The 17,807-nt window shown below is 72.6% G+C and carries 17 protein-coding genes; 10 read left to right on the forward strand and 7 right to left on the reverse strand.

Annotated elements, in window-relative coordinates:
• Positions 1 to 28 precede the first annotated feature (28 nt).
• From map to ACH4ZX_RS07330, 5 genes are all read left to right on the forward strand, one after another.
• Entirely contained in the window at positions 29 to 796 is a 768-nt protein-coding gene (gene map / locus ACH4ZX_RS07310) for a type I methionyl aminopeptidase (protein WP_398268854.1), read from the forward strand.
• A gap of 267 nt (positions 797 to 1,063) precedes the next feature.
• The gene (locus ACH4ZX_RS07315; RefSeq protein WP_398268857.1) at positions 1,064 to 1,852 is read left to right on the forward strand and encodes a hypothetical protein; all 789 of its coding nucleotides are present in this window, start codon (positions 1,064 to 1,066) and stop codon (positions 1,850 to 1,852) included.
• Positions 1,853 to 2,011: 159 nt separating this feature from the next.
• Positions 2,012 to 2,815 (forward strand): DUF5819 family protein, encoded by an 804-nt coding sequence (locus ACH4ZX_RS07320; RefSeq protein WP_398268860.1) that lies wholly within the window; start codon positions 2,012 to 2,014, stop codon positions 2,813 to 2,815.
• Positions 2,816 to 2,825: 10 nt separating this feature from the next.
• Entirely contained in the window at positions 2,826 to 4,001 is a 1,176-nt protein-coding gene (locus tag ACH4ZX_RS07325; protein WP_398269132.1) for an HTTM domain-containing protein, read from the forward strand.
• 233 nt (positions 4,002 to 4,234) lie between these two features.
• Positions 4,235 to 4,519, forward strand: a complete 285-nt coding sequence (locus tag ACH4ZX_RS07330) for a WhiB family transcriptional regulator (protein ID WP_398268863.1) — start codon at positions 4,235 to 4,237, stop codon at positions 4,517 to 4,519.
• A 68-nt stretch (positions 4,520 to 4,587) separates the two neighbouring features.
• Here ACH4ZX_RS07330 and ACH4ZX_RS07335 read toward each other — a convergent pair whose 3' ends face one another.
• The 5 genes from ACH4ZX_RS07335 to ACH4ZX_RS07355 all read right to left on the reverse strand — a co-directional run bounded on the left by ACH4ZX_RS07335 (position 4,588) and on the right by ACH4ZX_RS07355 (position 9,977).
• Positions 4,588 to 5,328, reverse strand: a complete 741-nt coding sequence (locus ACH4ZX_RS07335) for a VOC family protein (protein WP_398268866.1) — start codon at positions 5,326 to 5,328, stop codon at positions 4,588 to 4,590.
• A gap of 172 nt (positions 5,329 to 5,500) precedes the next feature.
• The gene (secD, locus tag ACH4ZX_RS07340; protein ID WP_398268869.1) at positions 5,501 to 7,747 is read right to left on the reverse strand and encodes a protein translocase subunit SecD; all 2,247 of its coding nucleotides are present in this window, start codon (positions 7,745 to 7,747) and stop codon (positions 5,501 to 5,503) included.
• A 94-nt stretch (positions 7,748 to 7,841) separates the two neighbouring features.
• Complete coding sequence (locus ACH4ZX_RS07345; RefSeq protein ID WP_398268871.1) at positions 7,842 to 8,318, reverse strand: hypothetical protein; 477 nt, start codon at positions 8,316 to 8,318, stop codon at positions 7,842 to 7,844.
• A 43-nt stretch (positions 8,319 to 8,361) separates the two neighbouring features.
• A complete protein-coding gene (locus ACH4ZX_RS07350; protein ID WP_398268874.1) occupies positions 8,362 to 9,021 on the reverse strand; it encodes a response regulator in 660 nt (219 codons plus the stop codon).
• An 8-nt stretch (positions 9,022 to 9,029) separates the two neighbouring features.
• Positions 9,030 to 9,977 carry a histidine kinase gene (locus ACH4ZX_RS07355; protein WP_398269135.1) on the reverse strand — a complete coding sequence of 316 codons (948 nt, stop codon included), beginning with the start codon at positions 9,975 to 9,977 and terminating at the stop codon, positions 9,030 to 9,032.
• 349 nt (positions 9,978 to 10,326) lie between these two features.
• On the opposite strand from ACH4ZX_RS07355, the gene ACH4ZX_RS07360 reads away from it, so the two are divergent.
• Genes ACH4ZX_RS07360 through ACH4ZX_RS07375 form a run of 4 tightly spaced genes read left to right on the forward strand, consistent with a single transcriptional unit; the run spans position 10,327 to position 12,573 of the window.
• On the forward strand, positions 10,327 to 10,638 hold the full coding sequence (locus tag ACH4ZX_RS07360) for a TraR/DksA family transcriptional regulator (protein ID WP_398268877.1): 312 nt from the start codon (positions 10,327 to 10,329) through the stop codon (positions 10,636 to 10,638).
• 46 nt (positions 10,639 to 10,684) lie between these two features.
• On the forward strand, positions 10,685 to 11,074 hold the full coding sequence (locus ACH4ZX_RS07365; RefSeq protein WP_398268880.1) for a TraR/DksA family transcriptional regulator: 390 nt from the start codon (positions 10,685 to 10,687) through the stop codon (positions 11,072 to 11,074).
• A gap of 5 nt (positions 11,075 to 11,079) precedes the next feature.
• Positions 11,080 to 11,895, forward strand: coding sequence for a rod shape-determining protein (locus ACH4ZX_RS07370; protein ID WP_398269138.1), 816 nt, complete (start codon positions 11,080 to 11,082; stop codon positions 11,893 to 11,895).
• 57 nt (positions 11,896 to 11,952) lie between these two features.
• Complete coding sequence (locus ACH4ZX_RS07375) at positions 11,953 to 12,573, forward strand: hypothetical protein (RefSeq protein ID WP_398268883.1); 621 nt, start codon at positions 11,953 to 11,955, stop codon at positions 12,571 to 12,573.
• A gap of 188 nt (positions 12,574 to 12,761) precedes the next feature.
• Here the strand turns inward: ACH4ZX_RS07375 and ACH4ZX_RS07380 are convergent, their stop codons facing one another.
• Positions 12,762 to 13,724 carry a ferritin family protein gene (locus ACH4ZX_RS07380; protein ID WP_398268887.1) on the reverse strand — a complete coding sequence of 321 codons (963 nt, stop codon included), beginning with the start codon at positions 13,722 to 13,724 and terminating at the stop codon, positions 12,762 to 12,764.
• A 561-nt stretch (positions 13,725 to 14,285) separates the two neighbouring features.
• On the opposite strand from ACH4ZX_RS07380, the gene ACH4ZX_RS07385 reads away from it, so the two are divergent.
• Complete coding sequence (locus ACH4ZX_RS07385; protein ID WP_398268890.1) at positions 14,286 to 14,594, forward strand: acetyl-CoA synthetase; 309 nt, start codon at positions 14,286 to 14,288, stop codon at positions 14,592 to 14,594.
• A gap of 47 nt (positions 14,595 to 14,641) precedes the next feature.
• Here the strand turns inward: ACH4ZX_RS07385 and ACH4ZX_RS07390 are convergent, their stop codons facing one another.
• Positions 14,642 to 17,281: a glycosyl hydrolase gene (locus ACH4ZX_RS07390; RefSeq protein WP_398268893.1), complete on the reverse strand. Its 2,640-nt coding sequence runs from the start codon at positions 17,279 to 17,281 to the stop codon at positions 14,642 to 14,644.
• Between the last annotated feature and the right edge of the window lie 526 nt (positions 17,282 to 17,807).

Genomic DNA, 17,807 nt, shown 5'->3' on the forward strand with positions numbered 1-17,807 from the left:
GGTTGACGTGCTGTGGGGAGTCACACACATGGTGGAGATCAAGACCGATGCCGCGTTGGACGCGATGCGGGAGGCCGGACGCGTGGTGGCCCACGCCCTGGCCGCGGCCCGGGAAGCGGCCGGCGTGGGGGTGCCGCTGCGGGAACTGGACGAAGCGGCCCGGTCGGTGCTGGCCGATGCCGGGGCCGGCTCCCCGTTCCTCGGCTACCGGCCGTCCTTCGCCCCCGTCCCCTTCCCGGCCGTGATCTGCACATCCGTCAACGACGCCGTGTCGCACGGCATCCCCACCGGCTACCGGCTGCGCGACGGCGACCTGGTGAGCATCGACTGCGGCGCCCAGCTCGACGGCTGGACGGGCGACGCGGCCATCAGCTTCACCGTCGGAACGCCGCGCCCCGGCGACCTCGAGCTGATCGACGCCACCCGGCAGGCCCTCGACGCCGGCATCGCCGCCGCCCGGGTGGGCGGTCGCATCGGCGACATCTCCCACGCCATCGACACCGTCGCCCGCAAGGCCGGCTGCGGCATGCCCGCCGACTTCGGCGGCCACGGCATCGGCCGCCGTATGCACGAAGACCCGCACGTCCCCAACCGCGGCCGCCCCGGACGCGGCTTCCCCCTCCGCCACGGCCTGGTCCTCGCCATCGAACCCATGCTCATGGCCGGCGGGCGGAACACCTACCGCACCGACGTCGACGGCTGGACGCTGCGCACCACCGACGGCAGCAGGGCCGCCCATTTCGAGCACACCGTCGCCATCACCGACGAGGGCCCCCGCATCCTGACCCTGCCCTGACGTCTCCCGAAGGCCGCGGGACCCGGGACCTGCGGCCTCCGGCAACCCGCGGCGAATTTATCCGGAATCATTATTGGGCCTCGCGCATGAATAATCCGCCCGCAAGAGATTGTGCCTAGTGTGATGATAGGCCACCCTGCTGGCGCAATTTATGAAACACCAATGGAGAAAAACGGCCCGATTCATTGAACTGCCCACTCCGGATTTGCTCTAATCCGCCTACGGATGCGGGAATCATCTCGCAAAGGAAACGGTAAAAGGAGCATTATGCGGGCCATTCGAGCCCTGCTCGTAGGAGTCTCCGTGCTCACCGCCTCGGTGGGTACCACGGCTGCCTCGCAGGCGATGGGGTGGGAGCGCCCCTGGGCGGCGCACAGCAGCCACAGCAGCACGCTGTCCCCGGCCTTCCGCGGCGGTGACGAAGAGGGGCGGCAGAAGGACCACAAGGAGAGGGAGCACTACGAGCACGGCCAGAAAAAGGGCGACGAGTACGAGCTCATCCACAGCTGCCAGGGCAAGTTCGACTACTGCACGAGCGACGCGATCTTCGCCCCGAAGATCATCGGCGACATCGGCGTCACCACCGGGCTGATCGGCCTTACCAGCGGGACCAACGGACAGACCACCTCGACCACGAGCACCACCGCGACCACCAGCACCAGCGCGACCACCAGCACCACCGCAACGACCAGCACCAACACCACCAGCACCACCAGCACCACGTCATCCCTCAACCAGTGGTGTTCCCCCGGCTACTGGTTCAACCAGGGACTGGACAACTGGCCCGCGCCCTACGACCCGGCCACCTCCCAGTGGAGCGACCTGCCCACGCCTCCGTACTCCGACACCCTCGCGCGGACGGCCGCGGGCGTGGCGGCGGGAGCCCCCGCAGACCCGCTGCTGACGTACATCTGGGACCCGCAGAACGCGAACAACTTCGCGCAGTGGTACGTACGGCCGCGGGGCGAGGTCCTCAACGACATCGCCGACGTGCTCAGCGCGGCCGCCGGCCTGTCGTGGACCGACAAGGCCACCGCCACCTGCCCGCTCAGCTGAAATAAGAGAAACGGTCGTCGAAGCGCCGGACAACCGCTTCTGAGGAATGCCCGGCTCTGTCTGGCGTCGTCTGCGTGTTGACGGAAGACCGCGTCAGGCGTGCGGCCCGTGTGGTGAGCACTCTCCTCACCACACGGGCCGCCGAGCAGAAGGAATGCAATGGAACCCCCCAGGAAATCCGCCGCCGTACATCCGGTGGGCGAGGCCGCGAGCGGCACGCACTGTCTGCCCCCTCCACGACCGGGCACCGAGGAGGGCGGTCCCGTCCCTCCCGGGTTCGTCACCGCCCGAGCACGGGTCCGCGGCGGCGAACCGGCCCCGGGAGCGGTCAGCGCGCCGGACCGGCCGTGGTCGCGCCTGTCGGTCGCGTTGCTCACGGCGACCGCCATGGTGCTGGCAGCCGCCCTCCTGGTGCACCTGGCGATGATCTTCCTGACCTTGGCCCCCACCAACGTCCTCAAAACCCGTGACCAGGAAGTGATCAACTCGTACGTGCAGCCCGAGTTCGGGCAGGACTGGAAGCTGTTCGCGCCCAACCCCAAGCAGCGCAACGACGCCATCGGCGTCCGCCTGCGGACCACGGGCGCCCGCGGTGCCCGTCATGTCTCCGAGTGGATCAACCTCACCGACCAGGACGTGGCCGCCATCAAGGGCGCCCTGGCCCCGAGCCATGTGAACCAGAACATGCTCCGTCTCGCCTGGGACAACTCCGAGGCCCTGCACGGGCCGGGCGACAGGCCGACGGGCATCCGGGGGGTGGTGGCCGGCGCGTACCTCAAGCGCGTCGTGCTCCAGCGGGTCGGGCACCGGTGGCGGGGCGAGCCGGTGACGGCCGTCCAGATCGCGGGCCGCTACACGATGGTTCCGCCGCCGTCATGGACCGGCGAGGAGACGCCCGACACCACCACCTACCGGGTACTGCCCTGGTGGCCGGTGACCGATCAGGACTACAAGGGGCTGTGAGTTGAGCACCGTGACATCCAGGGCGAACGCCCCCGCCCGGCCGCGTGGGGGCCGCGTCCGCACGGGAGCCGCCCGTCTCGGACACGTCATCCGTACCACCCGCGCACCCCACCAGGCCGCCGCCTTCCGTATCGGGCTGTCCCTGGTGATCGTCGCCTTCCTGTGCCGGGAATGGCCCAAGCGCCGCGTGCTGTACGGCGACCGCAGCCCGCTGTCGTACGACATGGCGCTGGAACTGGGCCGCCTGGACGGCACCTTCAGCGTGCTGCAGTGGTCCGGCGGCCGGATCTGGTTCGAGATCGTCTACTCCCTGACCATCGCCTCGGCCTTCGCGGTCCTGGTGGGCTGGCGCACGCGGACCATGTCCGTGATCCTCATGGTCGGGGTGCTCTCGCTGGAGAACCGCAACCCTCTGGTGGGCGACGGCGGCGACAACGTCCTGCGCATCATGGTGATCTACCTCGTCTTCACCCGCTGCGCCCAGGTCTGGTCGCTGGACGCGCGACGCGCCCGCACCCCGCTGCGGGAGGGCTCTCCCCGCACCGACCGGACCGGGGTCGCCCTGTGGACGGCAACCGGCCTGTTCCTGCTGCTGGCGTTCGGCTGGGACACGGGATGGCCCCTCGTCCTGTGGACCCTGTGGGCCGCGCAGGGACTGTGGTTCGCCGTCGGCCACTGGTTCCCCGAGAGCGAGGCACGCGCACTGCTGGACGCGGGCGCGTCGATGCTCCACAACACCGCGATGCTGACGATCGCCGCGCAGGTCTGTCTGATCTACGCCACCTCCGGCTGGTACAAGGTGCAGGGCTCACGATGGGAGCAGGGCAGCGCCCTCCACTACGCGCTGAACCTCGAGTACTTCGCCCCCTGGCCCTGGCTCTCCGCGCTCCTCGCCGGCAACGCGGTACTGGTGCTGCTGCTGAGCTACGGGACCGTCATGCTTCAGGTGGCCTTCCCCTTCACCCTCGTCAACCGCAAGGTCAAGAGCGTGCTGATCGCCGTCATGATGCTGGAGCACCTGGGGATCGCGGTGCTCCTCGGCATCCCGTTCTTCTCCCTGGCCATGGTCGCGTGCGACGCCGTCTTCCTGCCCACGGGCTTCCTGACGGCTGTCGGCGCGTGCTGGAAGAACGTCGTCGTCCTCACCAGGCGTACGTCACGAAGCGCGGTCAGAACCTGGGCGTGAGCCGGACGGGGCCGTCGACGGCCGTGGAGTCACGTACGTCGACGGTGCCGGAGGCGAGGCGAGCTCGACGCGTTGCCGCTCGGGTGGTGGCGGCCCGGTTCGCAGCTTCACCACCTGTCGCAAATCAGGCATTCGGCCCTATGCTGTTACGCACCTCTGCCGGGCACGCGGCGCACCCGTGTGCCGTGACCACCGCTCGCACTGCCTGCTGTCAGGCCGATCAGAGGTGCACCATGACAGGCCCACTCCACGGAACCCGCGCACACTCCGACTGGCGTGATCACGCTGCCTGCGTCGGGGAGGACCCCGAACTCTTCTTCCCGCTCTCCGACTCAGCCGCCTTCGCGGGGGAGGAGTCCCTGGCCCGGGCGCTGTGCCGCCGGTGCCCCGTGGTCATCGCCTGCCGTACCTGGGCGATAGACCACGGTGAGGACCACGGCATCTGGGGTGCGACCACGGCCGCCCAGCGCCGTGCCATCCGCCGAGCGGTGCGGGAAACGTCGCCCCCGACTGGGTGAACCGCTTCCCCGGACCGGCCCGGCCGGCCCGGGACGCCGGCCGGGGTGTCCCGGGTCGGGGCTCCGCGTCAGGACGGGGCGAGGACGCAGAACTCGTGGCCCTCCGGGTCGGCCAGGCAGGTCCACGGCACGTCCCCCTGGCCGATGTCGAGGTCGGTGGCGCCGAGGGCCCGCAGCCGGGCCGCCTCCGCCGCCTTGTCGTCACCGGCATACGGCAGCAGGTCGAGATGCACGCGGTCCGGCACGGTCTTCCCGCCGGGCGTGCGGAGGAACTCCAGATACGGGCCGGCATCCCGGGCGGAGCGCAACACCGCGTGGTCGTCACTCACCTCGTGCAGGGTCCAGTCCACTGCCTCACCCCAGAACCGGGCCATGGCCCGCGGATCCACGCAGTCGACCACCACGGCCGCGATCGGCCCGGTGTCCCGGTAGACCTCCCGAGGCTCCAGCACGCAGAACTCGTTGCCCTCCGGGTCGGCGAGGACCGTCCACGGCACGTCGCCCTGGCCCACGTCGGCGGGTGTCGCACCGAGCGCCTCCAGGTGCGCGACCAGCTCCGCCTGATGGGCCGCGGAGGTGGTGGCGAGATCGAGGTGCACACGGTTCTTCGCCGCCGTCTTCGGTTCCGGGACGGGAACGACGTCCACGCCGACGGCGACCGGGTGCGGCCAGACGAGGCCGCCGGCGGGGCCGACGTACGTGGCCACACCGGGGCTGTAAGCACTCCAGCCGAGCGCCTCCGCCCAGAACCGGCCGACCGCGGAGGCGTCGACCGCCTTGACGTTCACGTGAACGGGTCGCAATGCCATGCCGGCGATCCTATGCACCCGCCCGCCCGCACCCGCCCGCCCGCACCCGCCCGCCCGCACCCGCCCGCCCGCACCCACCCGCCCGCCCCCACCCGCCCGCCCCCGCTCCGCGACGGCGTCCGCGGACACCGTCGCCGAACAGAGGCCAACGGGCGGGCAACCGCCGGCCGGGTCAGCGCCGCCGGGACGGACGGGCCCGGCCGGCGCGCCGGTGGATCTCCACGGCCACCGGGGCGGAGGTGAAGACGGAGGAGTACGTACCGACGGCCAGGCCGATGAGGAGCGCCAGCGCGAAATCGGTGAGCGAGGACCCGCCGAGCACGGCCAGGGCGGTGAGGATGAAGGCGGCGCCCAGGCCGGTGTTCACCGTGCGGGGCAGGGTCTGCAGGATCGCCTGGTTCGCGAGGTCCCGCAGTGGTTCCTTCGGGGACCTGCGGACCAGTTCCCTGACCCGGTCGAAGAGGACCACGGAGTCGTTGACCGAGTAGCCGATGACGGTGAGCAGGGCGGCCAGGAAAACCCCGTCGACGGGCTTGCCGAGCCAGGCGAAGACGCCGACCAGGATCACCACGTCGTGGGCCAGGGCCGCGACCGCGGCGGTGCCGAACAGCCAGTGGAAGCGCGCCGCGAGGTAGACGAGCTGCGCGCCGAGGGCCACGGCGAGTGCGATCAGGGCGCCCCGGCGCAGCTCCTGCCCGAGGCTGGGCCCGATCAGTTCGTCGCGGACCTTGTCCGCCCCTCCGGCCAGGTCGCGCACCGTGCCGGTCACCTGGGCCTCCTCGGCGTCGTCCAGCGGATCGGTGCGCACGGTCAGGCCGGTGCCGCCGGAGGAGTGCACGACGGCCCGGGGGAAGCCGGCCCGCGCGAGCGCGGTGCGGGCCCGGTCGGCATCGACGGGGGCGTCGGTGGTGTATTCGATGAGGCGGCCACCGGTGAACTCCACGCCCAGATCGACGCCGCGCACCGCGATGCCCGACGCGGCCAGGACCAGCACGGCCGCTGAGGCGGCCAGCCAGCGGCGGGGGCGGCGCATCAGGTGGGGATCGCGGCGGTTGAGGCGGTCCCGGACGGCGCCTGTGGTCGCGATGCCGGTGAGGCGGGGGCTGCGGCGCACCTGGGGGAGGCCGGCGGCGTATTCGGCGAGCACGCGTGTGATCACCAGGGCGCTGAACATGGAGGCGAGCACGCCGATGCCGAGGGTCACGCCGAAGCCCCGCACGGGCCCGGACGCCAGGAAGAACAGCAGAGCGGCCGCGATCAGAGTGGTGATGTTGGAGTCGGCGATCGCGCTGAGGGCGTTGCGGAACCCGGCCGCCAGCGCCGAGCGGGGGCTGGGACGACGGCGGGCCGCGTACTCCTCACGGGACCGTTCGAAGACCAGCACGTTGGCGTCCACGGCCATGCCGATCGCCAGGACGAATCCGGCCAGGCCGGGCAGCGTCAGGGTGGCGCCGAGCGCGGCCAGGGCGGCGTAGGAGACGAGGCCGTAGCAGGCCAGGGCGACGGCGGCCAGCAGGCCCAGCAGCCGGTAGACCACGATGACGAACAGCGTGGTGAGCGCGGTGCCGACGGCCGCGGCCCAGGCGCTCGCGGTGATGGCCCGCGCGCCCAGGGTCGCGCCGACGGTGCGCTGTTCGACGGTCTCGACCGGCACGGGCAGGGCGCCGCCGTTGATGAGCAGCGAAAGCTCACGGGCCTCCTCCGGGCCGAAGGAGCCCGTGATCCGGGTGGCGCCGTCGCGGATACCGGCGCCGCAGGCGACCGCCGGGTCCACCTGCGGTGAGGAGATGACCTTGTCGTCGAGGACGATGGCCACCCGCCGTGCCGGATCGCCCGCCGGGCGGCAGGCGGCCTCACCGGTCAGCCGGGCCCAGCCCGCGCGGCCGGCGCCCTCGAAGTCCACGGTGACGTGCCATCCGGCGCCGCCCTGCTGGTCGAACAGGGCCGCGGCCTCCTGCACGTGCTCGCCGGTCAGCGCCGCGGCCCCGAGACGCAGCAGCCCGCCGGACTCGTCGGGCAGGACCCGCTCGCCGGACCGCCCGGGCAGGGAGCGGGAGTCGGCGTCGGCGGTGCCGAGCACCCGGTGGAAGGTGAGCTGCGCGGTGCGGCCCAGGACGTCGGCGGCCTTCTTCGGGTCCTGCACGCCGGGCAGTTCGACGATGATCCGGTGGTCGCCGGAACGGACGAGGGTGGGTTCGGCGACGCCGAGCGCGTCGATACGGCCGCGCAGCACCTCCAGGGTGCGGTCGGTGGCCTCGCGGTCGGCTTCGGCGGTGGGGGAGGAGCGGGTCTCCAGCACGATCTGGGTTCCGCCGCGCAGGTCGAGTCCGAGGCGGACCGGCACGGTGACGGCGATGTACACGGACAGGGCGATCACGGCGAGGGCGAGCAGCGCCCTCACGCGCGCAGAACGGTTCAAGGGGGGCCTCCGGCGGGCGCACCACAGCCATGGCCGCGGCCGGCAGAAGGCCGCAGCCCGGTGAGGTGGGGTGGGAAGTGCGAAAGAAGGGGTGTCAGGCGCCGGAGGGCACGGGCGGTGCCCGCCCACGGTCATGGGGCGTGTGCGGATCGGACGAGGGAGTGTGCCCGGCCGGCGCCGGGAGCGGCGCCGACCGGGGTGAGGCGATGTGCGTGCCCGGACCGCAGGTGGCGAGGTGGGCGCGCGGGGGAGGGTGCTCGCTGTGCGGCTCCCCGCGAGTCGCCGCCCGGACGCCGCAGACGGCGTCGCATCCGTCGCCGGCGTGCGGCGCCGTGTCACGCTGCTGGCCGGCTGCCGCCGCCGTCGCGACGACCGCCGGCCCGCCCGCCGTACCGGCAGTCGCCCCGACCGCCGTACCTACCGCCGGCCGGTGCGTCGTACCGGGCGGCGGTCCGGCGGCGCCGAGCATGGCCAGCAGCGCCAGCACCGTCAGCACCACGGCCGCCGGCACCGCGACGGCCGGGGGCCGGGCGGTGCTGGTGCCGGAGACGGTGCGCGCGGCGGGGTACATGCACCGTCCCCCTCTCGTCACGGTGGTGGTGCGGGCCGGGAGGTCAGGGTTCGATCAGGCCGACGCGGATGGCGTAGCGGGTGAGTTCCAGCCGGTCGCGCAGGCCCAGCTTCTGCAGCAGGTTGGCGCGGTGCCGCTGGACCGTCTTGATGCTGATGAACAGCAGGTCGGCGATCTCCTTGGAGGAGTGCCCCTCGGCCACCAGCTTGAGGACCTCTTCCTCCCGGGGGGTGAGGATCTGGTCGGGGGTCTCCTCGCCGTGGCGGGCCCGGTGGAGGTAGTTGCGGATCAGCGCGGTGACCGCGCCGGGGTACAGGAAGGGCTCGTCCCGCATCGCGGCCCGGCACGCGGCGACCAGATCCCGGTCGGCGACGGACTTCAGCACGTACCCGCTCGCACCGGCCTTCAGAGCCTGGAAGAAGTACTGCTCGTTGTCGTGCATGGTGAGCATCAGGATCCGCAGGCCCGGCTTGAGGACGGCCAGTTCGCGGGCGGCCTGCAGTCCGGTCAGGCGGGGCATGGCGATGTCGAGCACGGCCAGGTCGACGTCCAGGGTGCGGGCCAGTTCGATGGCCTCCGCGCCGTCACCGGCCTCGGCGACCACTTCGAGGTCCGGTTCCTGGTCGAGGATGAGCCGCACCCCGCGGCGGACCAGCGCGTGGTCGTCGGCGAGCAGGATGCGGATCGTGGGCGTTCCGGTCATGGGCAGAGCTACTTCCTGGAGACGGGTGCGGCGAGCCGGACCCGGGTACCGGTGCGGGGTGCCGGGCCGATCTCGAGGCTGCCCCCGACGAGCAGGGCCCGCTCCCGCATGCCGCGGATGCCGGCGCCTTCACGGGCGGCCTTGATGCCGGAGCCGTCGTCGGTGACCGTCAGCACCACGCCGTCGTCGGTGGGACACAGGGCGACGGTGACCTCTTCGGCCTCCGCGTGACGGGCGACGTTGGTCAGCGACTCCTGCGCCACGCGGTAGAGAACCAGTTCCGTCTCCGGGGCGAGGGCGGGCAGGTCGGCGTCGAAGCGGCGGGTGACCCGCAGCCCGGTGTGGGTGGCGAAGTCCTCGGTGAGCGAGGTCAGGGCACTGACCAGGCCCAGGTCGTCCAGCACGCCGGGCCGCAGCCGGCGCACCAGGCGGCGGACCTCGTCCAGGCTCTGCCGGGTGATCTCCTGCACCTCGGTCAGCTCCTTGCGCAGCGGCTCGGGGGCGTCGTCCGCGGCGCGCTTGAGGCCCAGCAGGATCGCCGTCATGGTCTGCCCGACCTCGTCGTGCAGCTCCTGGGCGATGCGGCGGCGTTCGGCCTCCTGCGCCAGCAGCGCCCGAGCACTGCTGGTGGCCCTTTCCTGCTCCAGCCGCTCCAGCATGGCGTTGAACGTGCGGATCACCTCGGCGACCTCGCCGCCGCCGGAGGCGGGCAGGCGCTGGCCGGGGCGCAGCAGGTCCACCGTGGTCATCAGCTTGGTGAGCCGGTCCAGCGGGGCCATGCCCAGCCGCAGGAGCACGGCGTTGGCGACCAGCATCACCGCCAGACCGGCGACGAGGATGATCGCCTCGGTGAGCAGAACCGGTACGGAGACGGTCACCGGCGACCACAGCAGCAGGGCCGTGGCCGTGCCCAGCACCACGGCGTTGAGGGCGAAGATCCGCCAGAACAAGGACACCTGCCCCATGCCTTCCCTTCTCACTTCACCTCCACTGTGGCCCGCCACGTTCACGGTGCCGGGTGTTCGAAGTGAGTCCGCTGCCAGCCTGCCCCGTCCCCCGTGCCCCGTCGATGGGACCCGGACCCCATTTTCCGGGACGCGCACCACCCACGCGTCGCCGCATGGATCCCGTGGCCCGGCGCAAATGGGGCCCGCGCCCGATAGGTGTCCGCCGCCGGCCCGGCCAGGGTGGAAGGCACCGGGCAGGCCGACGGTCGGCCCGGCGACACCGCCGGGCCGACCGCCGTCCGGCACCCGCCCGCGCGAATGCCGCGCGTGCGGCGAGTCCTCGAGAAAGGGACCGACCATGTCGCTCGACGTCACCCGGGCCGAACCCCACCTGCACGAGGCGCGACAGCGCCTGGAACACGCCCGCAGCTCCCGGCTGGCGCAGCTGCAGGCCCTCAATGAGACCGGACAGACCCCGGACGACCACCTGCTGTCCGAGCAGAGGAGCGCGATGCAGCGAGCCCTGAAAGAGATCGAGGAAGCCTTCGCCCGCGTCGAGAACGGCACCTACGGAACCTGCCTGGGCTGCGCCCAGCCGATCCCCGCGGAACGGCTGGAGATCCTCCCCTACACCCGCTTCTGCGTCTCCTGCCGTCGCCGCACCACCTGACCACGCCCGCACCGACCCTCCGACGCCCTGCCATCAAAGGGGTGAAGTGGTGAACCACCAGACCATCGGCCAGCGCACGGCACATCCGAGCACGGCACACCTGTCGGCCGAGGACCTCGCCGCCCTGCGCGAGACCCTGCACGAGCAGCTGCTGTTCCGCCAGGAGCAACTGCAGCAGCTCGCCGGAGAGGTCACCTCCCGCACCGAGGTCCGGCTCCAGCGGCAGGACGCCGCGCAGATCGAGGTACACGTCAAGCTCGCCGCCTCCGCCCGCATGGTCCTCGCCGACGTCGAGGCAGCCCTCGCCCGCATGGACGAGGGCACGTACGGCATCTGCCACCTGTGCCGCCGGCCCCTCGACCGGGAACGGCTGATGATCGTGCCGCAGGCCCGCTACTGCGGACGCTGCCAGCAGGTCAGGAAGGCAGCCCCGTGACCGGCATGTCTCATCACCCGGACGCCTCCGCCCCGCACCGGCCCTGGCCGGCGTGCCGGCGCTGCTGCGGCATCGCCCTGGACATGGGCAGCGCCCGCACCCGCGTCTGGATCGCCGGCCGGGGCGTGGTCGTCGACGTACCCACCGTCACTCTCCCCGGCGCCGACGCGGTGCACCCCATCCAGCGCGGCGCCATCGTCGACACCCCCGGGTGCGCCCGCATGCTGCAGCGCCTGCTCGCCGACCGCCTGCCCCGCCTCACCCGCCCCATGGTCATCGTCACCGCTCCCGTCCTGGACGGCGTCGCCTACCGCACCCAGGCCCGCGCCGCGATCGACGTGCTGCGCCCGCGTACGGTGCTGACCGTGCCCAGCGCCCGGGCCATCGCCGTAGCGGCCGGCGCGGACCTGTCCCGTCCGCTGATGGTGGTGGACGTCGGCGCCCACCTCACCGAAGCGGTGCTGCTGGGCGACGGCGACATCACCGACGCGCGCCGCACCGCCCTGGGCACCGGCGACCTGGCCGGACCGACCACACCCGAGCAGATCGCCGATGCGGTGGCGGCGATGCTGACCGCGATGCTCCGTCAGGACCGCACCTCGCTCACCGTCGACGCCCTGCACCGCGGCATCCTGCTGGCCGGTGGCGGCGCCCTGCGTCCCGAGATCACGTATCACCTCACCGGGCGGCTGCACGCGCCGCTGCGTGTGGTGCCGGCCCCGCACACCGCGGCCGTCCGCGGCGCCGCCGAGCTCCTGCAAGCCGCCCACACCCACCCCTCCGCCTCCGGTCCCCTGCCCCCGGCCGCCCGCTCCCGTTAGGTGTGCTGTCCCGTCGGCACCCCGCATCCGCCGCGTCCACCGCCGAAAGGAGGACACGTGCCCGGCCGCACACCCCCACCCTCACTACCGCAGGAACTGCCCCGGGTCACGCTCTGGCGGCTGCGGCGCAACCCGCTGCGCCGCCGCAGCGACCTGGTCCAGGCATGGACCGGCCTCGGCCTGCTCCTGGCCGCCCTGGCAGCCACCCCGGCCGCCATGTTCCTGGCCGGCGACGCCTCCTACCACCACTGCACCCGCACCGCCCGGCACCAGGCAGCCACCCGCCACCACACCACCGCCACCCTCATCGAGGACGCCCGGCGCCACCCCGAACCCACCTCCGCCGAGGCCAGGAAAACCCGCTACCCGTCCAAGGTCCGCTTCACCGGCCCCGACGGACGCACCCACACCGGCACGACCGACGTCCAGCCGGCCCTGCCCAGGGGCAGCACCGTCCGGGTCTGGGTCGGCACCGACGGGAAGATCACCGATCCGCCCATGAGCCCCGGCCAGGTCCGCAGCCGTGCGATGGGCTCGGCCGTCATCGCCGCCCTCGGCGTCCACGCCACCGCGGCCGCCGCCTACGGGGCCGTCGGCCGCGTCGTCCAGCGTCGCAACCTCGCCGCATGGGACACCGCCTGGGCCGAGACAGCACCCCGCTGGACGACATCGCCGTAGGCCCGGAGCAGGGCCGGACGGACGGTGTGTGCGCGTGCCGGTCATGGACGGCGCCGGCCGGTGTGGAGGGCCGGACGGGGGCGCGGGGCCGCGTTCGCGGCGGGCGGGGCGCCGGGCGGCTCGAGCCCGTACCGGCCGAAGGCTTCCGGGGCCGGCCGGTACGGGGGTACTGCCCGGGCGCGGCGCGCTCAGTGCAGCCGGATCAGCGCCGCCCGGAAGGCGATGGCGTGCCGTGCCTCGTCCCGGGCGGTGTCGAGCCAGTAGCGGGCGGCAGCGGTGTCGCCGACGGCGGCGGCCCGCGCGGCGAAGAGCGGGTAGACGGTGGTCGCCTCCGAGCGCTCACCGGCGATGGCGCGGCTCAGGTTCTCCCGCGTGGTGCGCACCAGGCCGGCCAGGACGGCCTCGCCGGCGAAGTGCTCGCGCAGCTCGACCGCGGCTGTCCCTTCCCACAGGCGGGCCAGCGCCGGGTTTCCGGTCTGCTCCGCGTGTTCCGCGAACAGCATGTACTTGGCGTAGGCGAGGGCCTCGCCGTGCATCGCGGTGTCCAGGTTGGCCTTCGTCCGCGCGGCGTGCACCTGCGGCAGCCCGGCGGGCACCGAGACCGGGTCGACCGGGGGCGGCGCCGGGATGGCGCCCTGGCCGGACGTCAGGACGGCGAGCGCCGCACGGAACGCGTCGCGGTGCACGCCCTCGTCCGCGGCGATCTCCGTGAACAGTTCGGCGGCGTTGTCGTCCCCGTCCTCCCGGGCCTGCTCCGCGAACTCGCGGTACATGGTCTCGTGTTCGTACGTCTCCCCGTTGATGGCCTGACGCAGGTTGGCCGCGTTGGAGCCGACCACGCCGGCCAGCGTGGCCGCCTCGCGCAGGTGCTCGTTCAGCTCGGTCCGTGCCGTGGTCCGGAAGAGCCGGGCGACGCTGGTGAGGCCTTCGCGGTCGGCCTGCGTGCCGAAGAGGTCGTAGGAGGCGAAGGCGAACGCCTCGCCCTTCATGGTGGTGTCGAGGTCTTCGATCGTCTGCGCGTGAAGAGCCCGGGCGGCATGGGCCCGCGGGTGGGTGTCGACCGGGCCGGCGAGGGCCAGGGCGGGCGCTGCCTGCGACGCCGCGGTCAGTGCGCACAGACCGACCAGCAGCGTACGGATAGAGCGGAACACGACTTCCTCCTCCGGGGGCTCTCGGATGACACGCCCCTTCCACATCCGAACCGCTGGAGCGTGCCGCCGCCCTGTCTGCTGAGCCTCCCGGGTGACGACGTAGGCGTGATGAGTGAACAGGGCGGGTCACCACGGCGGCGGTGGCCCGGCGGCGGACGGGGCGCCCCCCGGTCTTCGGTGAGTTCTCGCACGACCGCCGCTCCGTCCGCGACGACGGGGCATCCTGGGAATCGGGCAAGTCGGCCGGGAGGTGTCGGGATGCGGTGGTGGGCCGCGGCATGGACGGTCGCCGGGGTGGTCGCCCTGGCCGCCTGCGGCGCGTCGCCCGCCGGCGGATCGGCCGGAGGCGCGTCGCAGAACCGCTCGACGGAGCCGCCGGGCAATGTGCCTACGAGCAGCGCGCCGCCGGGCAGTTCCGCTCCAGCGGCCTCGCCGCCGCCCACGGCCTCGGCCCCGCCCTCGACCGGGGCCGCGAGCCCGACGGGACCCGGCCCGTCCGCGCCCGCCGCCTCTTCCTCGGCTTCGGCCGCCGGCTGTGTCGCGGGACGGACGGAGATCACCGTGGCGTCGGCCGGTCCGCTCCGGCGGCGGGTGTGCGTGCGGCCGGGGACGGTGGTGTCGCTGGTGCTCCGGCCCCGCACGGACGACAAGCGGTGGACGGCCGTGCGGAGTTCCGCGCCGGTCTTCGTCCTGGTGTCCGGATGGCGAGTGGATGCCGACGGCACCGCGCACGCCTCGCTGACGTGCGCGGGCACCCGGGGCGGCAGCGCCGAGATCACCGCGCTGGCGAAGGCCCCGGACGTGGCGGGCGCGGCGCGCGGCGCCTTCGTCCTCGACATGACGGTGACCCCGTACGCGCGGGAGGGGTGATCCCGGGAGCACCCGGGATCACCCCTCCCGCCGTCACGCGGCGCGTGTCAGTCGCAGTCGCGCACCTTGATGCTGCGGATGCCGCGGCCGTGCGTGGCCGCGTACAGGGTGCCGCCGTCGGGGCTCAGCTTCAGCTGGAGCACGGCGACCGCGGGGAGGCTGCCGACGCGCTGCCACTCGGTGTGGCCCGGGGCACGGTAGACGACGCCCAGGTCGGTGGCGACGGCGAGGCCGCCGTTCGGCGTGACGAGCGCCGAGTCGGTCGGCACGTCGGGCAGGTTCGCCGAGATGTCCTTCCAGGTGGTGCCGCCGTCGGTGGACTCGAAGACGTGGCCGACGCCCGCGCCGGGTCCCTCGGTCCAGTGCCGGGAGAAGCCGTTGACGGCGAGGAAGACGTGGTCGGCGTTCTTCGGGTCGATGGCGAAGCCGCTGAGGTAGCGGTTGGGCACGGTCCCGTCCACGGGCAGGGCGATGTCGTGCCAGCCGGTGCCGTCCGCGTTGCCGACGGAGATGCCGCGGGCGAAGCCCTGGTTGTTGCAGGGGCCGCACCAGGCCGCGTAGACCTTGCCGCCCGAGGCCGCGACGGCGGTCGCGGTGCGGCCGGCGCCGAGGTCGTACACGCTCTTCCATTCGTCGCCGCTGCGGATGGCGTAGCCGTGGGTCTGCACCCAGACGTGGCGGCCGCCGGCGATCCAGGTCGAGCTGCTCTTCAGGTCGGCCGTGAGCGGGGCGATGAAGCGGGCCTCGCCGGTGGCGTTGTCGGCCGGAGCGACGCCGTACGAGGTGGCCTTGGCCGGGTCGGTGATCCAACTGCCGTCGTTGACGGCGCAGTTCTGGGTCACCTGGACGGAGAGGTAGACGTACTCCTCGGCGATGTTGCAGCCGTCGGCCGGGTCGGTGAGGGTGTCGCCGCCGTCACCGCCGAAGTTCGAGCCCATGACCTTGTCGTTGCTGCGCAGGATGGACTGGCCGTTGTCCTGCAGGCCGCCGGTGACGGAGACGCCGCCGTGGTCGAGGTCCTTGCCGATGCCGACCGAGTAGTACTGGAGGGTGTCGATGCTGCCGTCGTTGAGGGAGGTCCAGTCGGTGGCGTTGCCGGAGGCGTCCTGGGAGCCGTGGACCGGGCGCTTGTAGACGCCGCCGTCGTTGCCGACGTACACGAAGCTCTTGCCGTGGTAGCGGCCGATCGCGACGCCGTGCTGGTCGGAGTGGGTGGTCTGGTTGCAGTCGCCGCTCTGCTTCGCCGGGTCGATGGACCAGCAGGAGAAGGTGAAGTTCCAGTACGGGCCCACGGTCGACCAGTTGCTGCCGCCGTCCTTGGTCTCGTAGACCTCCTCGAGCCCGGCGTACACGTGCTGCGGGTCGCTCGGGTCGACGGTGAGGAACTGGTTGTACCAGGCCTGTACGCCCGGCATGTAACCGGCGCTGGTCAGCGCGGAGCCGGAGGCCGCCAGCCCCTGGTAGTCGGCGATCTTCGTCCAGGGCCCGGTGGGAGAGCCGGACTTGGAGACGAAGATGCCCTCGAGGCCGCTGTCGGGGTTGGTGTTCAGCTGCTCCGGCGACTGGTCGATGGCGTAGTAGCGCGAGCCGTCGGCGGAACGGGCGAAGGTGACGTTGCCCACCTGGTCCGGGTCGGCGGGCAGGTCGCCCAGGCCGCCGGTGATCCGCGTCCAGGCGCCGCCGGCGCCCTTGGTGTAGAAGCCGTTGTAGTCGTCACCGCTGCGCCAGCCGACCGCCAGGACCACCTTGGACGGGTCTTTCGGGTCGATCGCGATGTCGTTCGTGATGTTCTTGTACGGGGCTTGCGGGTCGTCGTCCTTCGAACCACCCGGCAGATAATCGGGGTTGGGCGCGTACTCCAGCTTCCAGGCGCCCTTCAGCGTCTTCGTGGAGTGGCTCCACACGCCCTCGCTGGTCGCCGCCCACACCTTGCCGCCGCCGAAGCGCAACTGGTGGACGGTGGTGGACTCCAGTTCGTCGCCGCCGACCCGGCCGCGGGAGGAGAAGGTGCCGTGATGCGGGTGGGACAGGACGTAGACGCCGCTGCCGAGGTAGGCGTCGGCGTTGGTGGTCGCCTCGCCGGTGCCCAGCCACAGCCGCCCGGCGCCGTCCAGCGCGAGCGCGCCCGTGGACTGCGAAGGCAGCTTGTCGCTGATGGGCTTCCAGTGCCCGCCGCCCCGCTTGGACCGCCATACGCCGCCGCCCGCGCTGCCGGCGTAGACGTAGCCGTCGTCGTCGGCGGCCATGGCGGCCATGCGGCCGGTGACGTTGCCCGAACCGCCGCTGGAGTTGGAGTCGATGTCCCGGTAGCGGGGATCGTCGGAGTCGTACGGCAGGTCGGTGACGCCGTGCCAACTGCCGCCCGTGCGGGGCAGCTTCATGAGGCCGGCCCAGGCCGCGCCGTACGCGCCGGGGGCGACGATGCCGGGCGAGGTGCGGGCCTCGGCGTACTGCTGCGCGCCCTCGGCTATCTCGTCCGCCTCATTGCCGTCGTCCTCGCCCTTCAGGCTGGGGCTCATGGCGCCCACGGACTGCTCGCGTTCGGCGGCCAGTTGCGCGAGGGTGCGCGCCCCGAAGGGCTTGTGGCCCTTTCCGGAGTTCGCGCCCGCGGGTGTCGCGACGAGTGCGGCGGATGCGGTGATGGCGCAGATCGTGAACCATCGTCTCTTGCGGGTTGGTGCTGGCACCAGATCCTCCCAGAACGGGTGGTCGTACAGCTGTTGCAGAGAACCCGACCACCGGCGACGGGAGCCGTCCGGCACTTGGACAAGTCTTTGATCGATACCTGTCACCAACGCCCGCACATCGAGCCGGCCGACAGGGGCCCGGATGCGTGAACACCCCGCCCGGCACCGACGTATACGACGAGGTGACCGCGGTGACCGCCGTGACCGTCAGCGCGACCCGGGGTTACGGGCAGCGGCCGGAGAGGGGATGATGGGCGACCGTGCCGGGTGATCACAGGGCAGGGGGCGACGGCCGCGACGCGGGCGCGCGTCCGGGCTGGGGCGGGTCCTGTGCCCGGGCCGGGCTGTTCGCCCTCGTCGGCAGCGTGCTGGCCGCGCTCGGCCATCACACGGTCGCCGAAGAAGCCGCTCCCTGGCGGCTGGTTGTTCCCTGGCGTCTGGTGGCCACGTTCGCGCTCGTCCAGTTCGTCCTCCTGTGGCCGTTCGCCCGCCGTCGGCCGTCCCTGCCCGCCGTGATCGCGTGCAC

This window comes from Streptomyces sp. NPDC020490 (assembly GCF_044335305.1).
Classification (GTDB): domain Bacteria; phylum Actinomycetota; class Actinomycetes; order Streptomycetales; family Streptomycetaceae; genus Streptomyces.

Excerpts from the sequence above, each read along its gene's own strand:
- map (WP_398268854.1), top strand. The coding sequence starts at position 29 with ATGGTGGAGATCAAGACCGATGCCGCGTTGGACGCGATGCGGGAGGCC.
- ACH4ZX_RS07315 (WP_398268857.1), top strand. The coding sequence starts at position 1,064 with ATGCGGGCCATTCGAGCCCTGCTCGTAGGAGTCTCCGTGCTCACCGCC.
- ACH4ZX_RS07320 (WP_398268860.1), top strand. The coding sequence starts at position 2,012 with ATGGAACCCCCCAGGAAATCCGCCGCCGTACATCCGGTGGGCGAGGCC.
- ACH4ZX_RS07330 (WP_398268863.1), top strand. The coding sequence starts at position 4,235 with ATGACAGGCCCACTCCACGGAACCCGCGCACACTCCGACTGGCGTGAT.
- ACH4ZX_RS07335 (WP_398268866.1), bottom strand. The coding sequence starts at position 5,328 with ATGGCATTGCGACCCGTTCACGTGAACGTCAAGGCGGTCGACGCCTCC.
- ACH4ZX_RS07345 (WP_398268871.1), bottom strand. The coding sequence starts at position 8,318 with ATGTACCCCGCCGCGCGCACCGTCTCCGGCACCAGCACCGCCCGGCCC.
- ACH4ZX_RS07350 (WP_398268874.1), bottom strand. The coding sequence starts at position 9,021 with ATGACCGGAACGCCCACGATCCGCATCCTGCTCGCCGACGACCACGCG.
- ACH4ZX_RS07360 (WP_398268877.1), top strand. The coding sequence starts at position 10,327 with ATGTCGCTCGACGTCACCCGGGCCGAACCCCACCTGCACGAGGCGCGA.
- ACH4ZX_RS07370 (WP_398269138.1), top strand. The coding sequence starts at position 11,080 with ATGTCTCATCACCCGGACGCCTCCGCCCCGCACCGGCCCTGGCCGGCG.